Genomic DNA, 7897 nt, shown 5'->3' with positions numbered 1-7897 from the left:
GTGTATAAGAGACAGGACCACGACCGCGCAGTGCGCGTGCCGCACCAGCGACGAGCTGACCGAGCCGAGCAGCAGCCGGCGCATCCGCCCGTGCCCGCGCGATCCGACCACCAGGCGGGCGGCCTCGCGACTCATGTCCACCAGCATCGGCACCGTGGAGCCCACGACGGTCTCGGCTGCGACCTGCGTCGCGCCGGCCGCCTCGGCGATCTCAACGGCCTCGCGCAGGTAGCGTTCGCCCTGGTCACGCTGCCACTCGGTGTAGCCGGACGGCATCGGGGTCTCGGGAAACGTCATCACCACCGGGGAAGCCAGCACGTGGACCAGGGTGAGCGGCAGGTTGTGCAGCGCGGCGTCACGCGCCGCCCAGTCGACCGCCGCTACCGACGACGGCGATCCGTCGACACCGACCAGGATTCCGGGAGTGGACGACACGGGGCTCTCCTTGTGTTCGGGGAACTCTCTAGACCCCTACCACGCTAGTAGGACCGCGGCTGTGGCACCGTGGTGGACATGGTTGGCATGTCGGTCACAATCGACCCGCGCCGGCATGACGCGGTGCTGTTGCGGCTCGACGGTGGCGCCGACACGGCAGCACTGACCGACCGGCTGCGACAGGCCGGCGTGCGGGTGGCCGCGGTGGCCCCCGATGACTCCGACGGTTCAGGCGCCGAACTGGTGGCTGCCGCCGCCGGGCTGGCGATACGGCCGGGCCGCTGCGTGGTGCTCACCGACTCCGAATCGCAGGTAATCGCCGCTCGCAGTGCCGGATTCGCCCTGGTGATCGGCGTGGGGTGCGACGGCGGCGACGCGGTGGTGGCTGACCCGAGCGCGGTGCACGTGCGTACCGGCGACCGGCCGATGTCAGCCTTGCCCGATGCGATGACGGCCTTGACCGCCGGAGCGTTGCGTGACCTCGATCACCCGGCGGTGTTCTTCGACTTCGACGGGACCCTCTCGGAGATCGTCGACGATCCCGACGCGGCGCGGCCGGTGGCCGGGGCGGTGGAGGCGTTGGCCGCGTTGGCCGCCCAATGCCCGGTCGCGGTGCTGTCCGGTCGCGATCTGGCCGACGTGCGGACCCGGGTGGGGCTGGCCGGGATCTGGTATGCGGGCAGTCACGGCTTCGAGCTGATCGGGCCGGACGGCGCCCACCACCAGAACGACACCGCCGTCGATGCGGTGCCGGTGCTGGCCGACGCGGCCGGTTCACTGAACGATCAACTCGGCGCGATCCCGGGAATCATGGTGGAACACAAGCGTTTCGCCGTCGCCGTGCACTACCGAAACGCCGCCCGGGATCGGGTCGGCGAGGTACTGGCAGCGGTGCGCGAAACCGGTCGGCGCCGCGGACTGCGGGTCACGACCGGGCGCGAGGTGATCGAACTGCGCCCCGAGATCGACTGGGACAAGGGCCGTACGCTGCACTGGCTCCTGGATCGAATGGCCGGGGTGAGCACACCACTGTTTCTCGGCGATGACATCACCGACGAGGACGCGTTCGATGCGGTCGCCGAACTGTCGGGTGCCGGAATTGTGGTGCGCCACAATGACGACGGCGACCGTGCAACCGCCGCCCGTTACGGGTTGGACAGCCCGGCGCAAGCCGCCGAGTTCACCGAACTGCTGGCGCAGCGCCTGGCCCCCTGAGCACAGCGCCGGGGTGCATTACGGCCCGAAGATCGGGCCCGGCCCCCACCACGGCCCGGGCCCGCCGATCGGCCCCGGGCCACCCGAAAACAGGCTGACCAGCACGATGACACCCAAGACCGCCCCGCCGGCCAGCAACCACGGCCGCAAACCGGCCGCATCGTCGTGGTCTGCGCGGCGGTGGGCACCCAGCCAGTAGGCCAGGGCGGCCACCGCCGCGAGCAATAGCACCATCACCATCACCAGATCAGCGCGGCGGTCCCGGCGGTGCCGCGGGCCCGCCAGGAGGCGGTGGCGGGCCCCACCCCGGAGACGGCGGCGCTCCTGGCCCGGGAGGTTGCGGCGCTCCCCCCTCCGGGGGCTGCGGCACTCCTCGCCCGGGGTGTGTCGGCGCTCCCCACGCCGGAGGCGGCGGTCCCCACGCCGGGGGCGGCGGTCCCCACGCCTGCGGAGGCGGTGGCGGCCCCGGCGGCAACGGCGGAGGTGGCGGCGCCGGCCAAAGCGGGGCGGGGGCAGCGAGCGGGATTGGGGCAGAGGCCAATCGACCAGGACCGCCCGCGCCCAGTAGCCCCGCAGAGCCCGCGACGACAAGGCCACCGACGATCAGGCCGCCGAGACCGGCGACGGCCGGGGCGAACCATGGGCGATTGGTCACCCGCCGCCCCGGCTTGCCGAGAGTGGGCGTCTGGTTAGGTGTCGAGGTAGCACTGGGTACTTCGATGTGTTCCGGCGCTTCGATGTGTTCCGATTCAGTCATGGTGTCCTCCGTGAGTCGCGCACCGCTGTAATGCCAAGGTTGTACTGCGCCACCAACGTTGCGGCGCGATGCTGAAGCCCAGCTGAAAACATGGGCCAGGACCCCGTTTGCTCAGCTCTGCTTCAGCGACCGAGCGGTCACAATGGCAAGGTGCACAACAGCGCACCCAGGGTGCTGGTGGTTGAGGACTCCGACGCGATCCGCGAGACCGTGGTGGCGGCGCTTGCCGACGCCGGATTCGTCAGCGGTGGACGAGTCGACGGCCGCGGCCTCGAAGACGTATTGCCTGCGTTCCGCCCGGACTTGGTGGTGCTCGACGTGATGCTGCCAGGCCGGGACGGGTTCGCTCTGATCGACGTGGTGCGCGGCTACGGCGACACCGGAATCATCCTGCTCACCGCCAAAGACGCACTCGAGGATCGACTGCGCGGGCTGGACACCGGCGCCGACGACTATGTGGTCAAGCCGTTCGAACTGGCAGAGCTGGTCTCCCGTATCGCAGCGGTGCTGCGACGGCGCGGGCGGGTGGCATCTGCGATACAGATCGGCGACTTGGTGGTCGACATGGACGCCGGGGTGGTGAGCCGCGCGGGTGCCGTGATTGAGCTGACGGGCACCGAACTCAAGCTGCTCGGCTACCTCGCCGAGCAGCGTGGCCGGACAATCAGCAAGGATCGGATTCTGACGGCGGTCTGGGGCTACGACGCCTACGACGCCAACCTCGTCGAGGTTTACGTCAGTGGACTACGCCGCAAGCTGGAGGCCCACGGACCGCGGATGCTGCACACCGTCCGCGGTGTCGGCTACCGACTGGCGGCAGCCCGCCCATGAGCACACCCACACCATCGCTGCGCCGGCGAGCGACCGTGGGCACGGTTGGCGTGATCGCTGCACTGTTGGTCGTGCTGGGTGTGGCCGGCGACCAGCTGGTCGGCGCACAACTCAACCGGGACCTACGGGCCAGGCTCGACAACACCGCCGTCCGTGCCGCCAATCTGGTCGACGCCGGGGTGAGTCCAGCCGCCCTCGTCACCCAATTGCAGGGCCAAGACATCCGGGTACAAATAGTCGCTCCGGATGGCACCGCCTACGGCGACCTGGCCCTTAGGCCCGCCCCACCACCACCACCACCGCCGCCACCACCGCCGCCACCACCGCGCCACCACCGGCACCCGCACCCGCCCGGCGGACCGCCACCACCGCCGCCACCACCACCTCCCGGCGAGTGGACCAGCACCACAGTGACCCGCCTGCTGCCGGACGGTTCAACACTGACCCTGGTGGCCGACACCTCGGCGATCAGCGCCCGCCATTCGGAACTGCGGTACGACCTGCTCGTCGGCGGCGCGATCGGGCTCGGGTTGGTCGCGTTGCTCGTCGGCCTCGCCGCCGCTCGGGCACTTGCCCCCTTGCAGCGAATGACCACGACTGCGCAGCTGATCGCCCACGGCGACCGGGGCCGTCGACTCCGCCCGGATCGGCCGCACACCGAGCTCGGGCAGGCCGCTGCCGCGTTCGACAGCATGCTCGACGCCCTGGAGACCGCCGAACGCGAAGCACGCCAAGCCGCAGATTCCGCGCAGCGAGCCGAGGCCAATACCCGCCGTTTCCTCTCCGACGCCGCACACGAGCTGCGCACTCCGATCGCCGGGATCCAGGCCCTGGCACAGCAACTCGCCGCCAACACCGGAAATGCCGCTCGCAGAGGTCGATTCGCGACATTACTCGCGGGCGAAACCCGCCGCGCCGCTCGGCTGGTCGCCGACCTTCTCGATATCGCGCGCATCGACGCCGGGGCGGCACTGCGCTGTGAGGACGTCGACTTGGTCGAGATCGCGGCCGCCGAAGTCGACCGTGCCGCGATGTTGGCCCCCAACCTGACTGTGCGCCTTACCGGGGACGGTCAGACATTGCCGGTGCACGCCGACCCGCAACGCATCGCGCAGATCCTGACCAACCTGCTGGACAACGCCTGTCGGCACACCCCGCAGGGCGGCGAGATCACCGTGCACACCGGCCGCCGTGAACACAATGCCGAAATAACCGTCACCGATACCGGTCCCGGGGTTCCCGACTCCGACCGCGAGCGGGTGTTCGACCGACTGGTCCGCCTCGACGACGCGCGTAACCGCGACTCCGGGGGCGCCGGTCTAGGCCTGCCGATCGCCAGGGCACTGGCGCAGGCGCATCACGGCAACCTCGAGTGTCTGCCGAGGCAAACCGGTGCGGCATTCCGGCTCAGCGTGCCGCTGGCACGCGAGAAGGACCAGCAGAATGGCTAGAAATTCCTAATCGCCTACGGATCTTCGTCGTCTTCCTCGTCGCCGGAATCGTTGTTGCTCAGTAATTTTTCCGGATGGTGATAGTGGTTGATCCGGGGTTGACCGTGGTCTAGATGCGGTGGGGACAGGGTTTCGGTGGTGCCGTCGTGACGCTTGCGGGTTTTCCAGCCGCCTGAGGTGATGAGTTGGTGGTGCGGGCCGCAGCGCAGGGTGAGGTCGGTGATGTCGGTGCGGCGGGTTTTGGCGTAGTCGTTGTCGTGGTGGACTTCGCAGTGGTAGCCGGATGTGGGGCAGTTGGGGTGACTGCATCCGCGTTCTTTGGCGTACAGCACGATGCGTTGGGCGGGGTTGGCGAGGCGTTTGGTGTGGAAGAGGGCGAGTTCTTCGGCGCCTTGGTAGATGCGTAGGTAGTGGTGGGCGTGGCCGGCTAGGGCGATGACGTCGCGGATGGGTAGCCAGGTGCCGCCGCCGGTGTGGGCTTTGCCGGTGCCGGATTCCAGGTCGGCCAATGTGGTGGAGACGATGATGGTGGCGGGTAACCCGTTGTGCTGGCCGAGGTTTCCTGAGGCGAGTAGGGCGCGGCCCATGGCGGTCAGGGCGTCGTGATTGCGTTGCGCAGCAGTGCGGGTGTCGGTGTCGATCTGGGTTTGCGAGGGTGTGCCGCCGGTGCAAGGGATCTCGTCGTGGGGGTTGCACATGCCGGGGGCGGCCCAGCGGGCCAGTACGGCATCGAGGGTGGCGCGGGCTTGGGGGTCGAGATAGCCCTTGATCGGGCTCATGCCGTCACGGTCTTGGGGGCCGAGCACAATCCCGCGGCGTTTGGCTCGTTGTTCGTCGCTGTAGTTGCCGTCGGGATGTAGATGATCGGCCAGCCGTTGGGCGAGTTTGGCGAGTTCGTCGGGGCGACAATCCGTACTCAATGCGGTGAGGTGCTGTTCGGCCTGGGTCAAGGTGCCGGCATCTATAGCCTCGGGCAGGTAGGTGAAGAAGGAGCGAATTACCGCGATGTGCGCGGCGCTGATCTGCCCCTCCCGCTGCGCGGCAGCCACCTCAGGCCGCACGGGTTCCAACGGTTCGCCGGTCATGGCGCGGCGCGGCCCGAGTTCGGCGGCCTCCGCCAGACGCCGCCCAGCCTCACCGCGGGTCAGATGCAACTCGTCGGCGAGCACCCAGCGCGGTTTCCCCCCGATCTCAGCAGGCTCGGCGGTCGCGAACTGGTTGACCAGCGGATGCTCCACCGCCGGAAGCCTGCGCCGCAACTTCTCGCAGCGCTGCAAGATCGCCAGGCACTCCCGCGGCGTCAACGTCTCGAAGTCCAGCTCGAGCGCCCGATCCAGATCAGCCGAAAGTGCGTCGAAGACTTCGACGACCTCTTCGCGACTGTTCGAACGCATGTGCTAATACTAGCGCCGGCCCCCGACAAACCGCCAAAACTGTCCACAGCCTAAAACCACTGTGACACAAGTGATCACAGTGGCAAACAGGCCAAAAAAGTCTCAGTCCCGGTATTCCACCGCGCCGTCGTCGAGCACCACCCGCCGGTTGGCGCCGTCGGGACCGGCGGCCTCGGTGCGGAACACCGCCTTGCCCGGCTCGGTCCGCCAGATCGAGGTGGTCAGCGTCTCCCCCGGGAACACCGGGTCGGTGAACCGTGCCGAGATGGCGCTGACCCGGCTGGCGTCGCCGCCGCCGAGTTCGGCAACCAGCGCCCGACCGGCGAAACCGTAGGTGCACAGCCCGTGCAGGATCGGCTTGGGGAAACCGGCCAGGGTGGTGGCGAACCACGGATCGCTGTGCAGCGGGTTGCGGTCGCCGGAGAGCCGGTAGAGCAGCGCCTGGTCCTCGCGGGTCGCATATGCGACGCGGGAATCCGGTTCGGTGTCGGGGATCTGGGGGGCGACCGCCCGTTGCCCGGGTTCCCCGCCGAAGCCGCCGGCCTTGCGGATGACCAGGGTGGTCAGCGTCTCGACGACCAGCTCGGAAGTCTTCGAATCGGTGCCGCGCGCCCGCAGCATCACGACGGCGTTCTTGCCCTCGCCCTTGTCCTGGATGTCGGCGACCTCGGCCACCACCTGCAGGCTTCCGGCGGGCGGCAGCGGCGCGAACAGTCGCACCTCTTGGGAGCCGTGCAGCAGCAGCGCCGGGTTGAACGTGCCGATCTTGGCGACGGCCGCAAAGCCCATGCAGCAGATGACGGCGTAGGTGGGCAACACCTGCTGCGGGGTGTCGTGGCTGTTCTCGGTGGTGAACGCCAGATCGGCTGTTCCGGCGCCGACCCCGAGCGCATAGAGCATGGTGTCGCGCTCGGTCCAGGCGAACGGCATCGGGTCTGCGGTCGCGCCAATGGCCGTCGGGTCCAGTGCCACGGATTCTCCTTCACCTCGGACGAATTGGCCCCCACCATTTCAGCAGAACCGGTCCCGTCGGCGCCATCCACACGGCAGGCTGTCGGACATGGGGAAGCGCATCTGGAACCACACCGGCACCGCGTTCGCACTGTTGGCCGCGGCGCTGGCCGCAGCCCTGATGCTCAGCGGCTGTTCGGGGACACCGCACCCGCGCAACATCACCCTGACGCTCGTCCGGCACGCGGAATCGGAAGCCAACGCCGCCGGAATCCTCGACACGTCGGTACCCGGTCCGGGACTGACCGAGAAGGGCCGCGTCCAGGCCCAGGAAATCGCAGATCAGCTCTCCCGCGGCCACCACGATGGTGTCTACGCCTCCTCGATGGTGCGCACCCAGCAGACCGCCGCCCCGCTGGCCCGCGAACTCGGCCGTCAGGTGCAGATCCTGCCCGGGCTGCGCGAGATCAACGCCGGCTGGTTCGCCGACAAGCCCCGAGATGTTGCCAATTCGGCATATTGGCTTGCCCCGCAGGCCTGGCTGCACGGTGACCGGACCGCGGCCATCCCCGGCTCGATCGACGGCAACCAGTTCAACGACGACTTCGGCGCCGCGGTCCAGCAGATCTACGACTCCGGCGACACCAACCCGGTGGCGTTCGCCCACGGGGCGTCGATCGCGACGTGGACCCTGATGAATGTCAAGAACCCCCGCGATGAGCTGTTGATCAACCATCCACTGCCCAACCTCGGCAAGGTGGTGATCACCGGCAACCCGGCCACCGGCTGGAAACTGGTGGACTGGGACGGAATTCGCGGATTCTGAGCGCAGCGGCGCCCAGCATCGGACGGCGAGACTCAAC

General features: G+C 68.8%; 8 protein-coding genes. 4 read left to right on the top strand and 4 right to left on the bottom strand.

Features of this window, described 5'->3' with window-relative positions:
• A partial coding sequence (locus tag LI94_RS09075; protein WP_046300982.1) for a universal stress protein occupies positions 1-435 on the bottom strand: 435 nt, incomplete at its 3' end.
• An 87-nt stretch (positions 436-522) separates the two neighbouring features.
• Here LI94_RS09075 and otsB point away from each other — a divergent pair.
• Complete coding sequence (gene otsB / locus LI94_RS09070; RefSeq protein ID WP_046300981.1) at positions 523-1650, top strand: trehalose-phosphatase; 1128 nt, start codon at positions 523-525, stop codon at positions 1648-1650.
• Positions 1651-1668: 18 nt separating this feature from the next.
• Here the strand turns inward: otsB and LI94_RS09065 are convergent, their stop codons facing one another.
• Positions 1669-1884 (bottom strand): hypothetical protein, encoded by a 216-nt coding sequence (locus LI94_RS09065; protein ID WP_152664793.1) that lies wholly within the window; start codon positions 1882-1884, stop codon positions 1669-1671.
• Between the two features lie 673 nt (positions 1885-2557).
• On the opposite strand from LI94_RS09065, the gene LI94_RS09055 reads away from it, so the two are divergent.
• Together LI94_RS09055 and LI94_RS09050 are read left to right on the top strand one after the other, a co-directional pair.
• Positions 2558-3238: a response regulator transcription factor gene (locus tag LI94_RS09055; protein WP_239651187.1), complete on the top strand. Its 681-nt coding sequence runs from the start codon at positions 2558-2560 to the stop codon at positions 3236-3238.
• Positions 3235-4689, top strand: coding sequence for a HAMP domain-containing sensor histidine kinase (locus LI94_RS09050; RefSeq protein WP_046300978.1), 1455 nt, complete (start codon positions 3235-3237; stop codon positions 4687-4689). The genes LI94_RS09055 and LI94_RS09050 overlap by 4 nt, the downstream gene beginning before the upstream one ends.
• Positions 4690-4703: 14 nt before the next feature.
• Here the strand turns inward: LI94_RS09050 and LI94_RS09045 are convergent, their stop codons facing one another.
• Both LI94_RS09045 and LI94_RS09040 read right to left on the bottom strand, forming a co-directional pair.
• On the bottom strand, positions 4704-6083 hold the full coding sequence (locus LI94_RS09045) for an HNH endonuclease signature motif containing protein (protein WP_024440361.1): 1380 nt from the start codon (positions 6081-6083) through the stop codon (positions 4704-4706).
• A 102-nt stretch (positions 6084-6185) separates the two neighbouring features.
• On the bottom strand, positions 6186-7055 hold the full coding sequence (locus tag LI94_RS09040; protein WP_024440360.1) for a MaoC/PaaZ C-terminal domain-containing protein: 870 nt from the start codon (positions 7053-7055) through the stop codon (positions 6186-6188).
• A 160-nt stretch (positions 7056-7215) separates the two neighbouring features.
• On the opposite strand from LI94_RS09040, the gene LI94_RS09035 reads away from it, so the two are divergent.
• The gene (locus LI94_RS09035) at positions 7216-7860 is read left to right on the top strand and encodes a histidine phosphatase family protein (protein ID WP_231383954.1); all 645 of its coding nucleotides are present in this window, start codon (positions 7216-7218) and stop codon (positions 7858-7860) included.
• Positions 7861-7897: the final 37 nt, after the last annotated feature.

It is taken from the genome of Mycobacterium sp. UM_Kg27 (genome assembly GCF_000972905.1).
Lineage (GTDB): Bacteria > Actinomycetota > Actinomycetes > Mycobacteriales > Mycobacteriaceae > Mycobacterium.
This window is presented reverse-complemented; position numbering and strand designations above follow the sequence as displayed.

Bases quoted from the DNA above. Each gene is read 5' to 3' on its own strand.
- LI94_RS09045 (WP_024440361.1), bottom strand. From the start codon at position 6,083: ATGCGTTCGAACAGTCGCGAAGAGGTCGTCGAAGTCTTCGACGCACTT.
- LI94_RS09035 (WP_231383954.1), top strand. From the start codon at position 7,216: ATGCTCAGCGGCTGTTCGGGGACACCGCACCCGCGCAACATCACCCTG.
- LI94_RS09065 (WP_152664793.1), bottom strand. From the start codon at position 1,884: ATGGTGCTATTGCTCGCGGCGGTGGCCGCCCTGGCCTACTGGCTGGGT.
- otsB (WP_046300981.1), top strand. From the start codon at position 523: ATGTCGGTCACAATCGACCCGCGCCGGCATGACGCGGTGCTGTTGCGG.
- LI94_RS09050 (WP_046300978.1), top strand. From the start codon at position 3,235: ATGAGCACACCCACACCATCGCTGCGCCGGCGAGCGACCGTGGGCACG.